The sequence below is a fragment of the Dellaglioa sp. CoH-57-MRSF-16 genome (genome assembly GCF_056782055.1).
On the sequence record NZ_JBXAXZ010000178.1, the window covers coordinates 1 to 270 of the forward strand.

Annotated in this window: 1 protein-coding gene; it reads left to right on the forward strand. The window is 57.4% G+C overall.

Translation table 11 applies throughout. The features are described 5' to 3' along the window. The coding region (locus AC1RPH_RS08350; RefSeq protein ID WP_481762121.1) for a hypothetical protein at window positions 1-270 on the forward strand (270 nt) is incomplete at both ends.

Consider the following 270-nt stretch of genomic DNA (forward strand, 5'->3'; position numbering starts at 1 on the left):
GAAGGGCAAACGCGTTATCGCATCGATGGACAAGCGTGCGGCCATCAAGGCAGGCGCGCAAGACATGTACCAATCGGAAAACTATGCGGAAGTGACGCAGCACGAAATGTGCCGTCAGGGTCTGCGTGCCGGCCTGAAGAGCATGGGTTTTGTTCTGGCCACAGTCAACGTCGGTAAGGCAGAAGTCCTGAACAAGCGTGTCGAAGCCAAGGCCAAGAAGTTGACCGCAGGTCTGCGCGCTGTTGCCGCTGAGCAAGACGAGTCGATGGA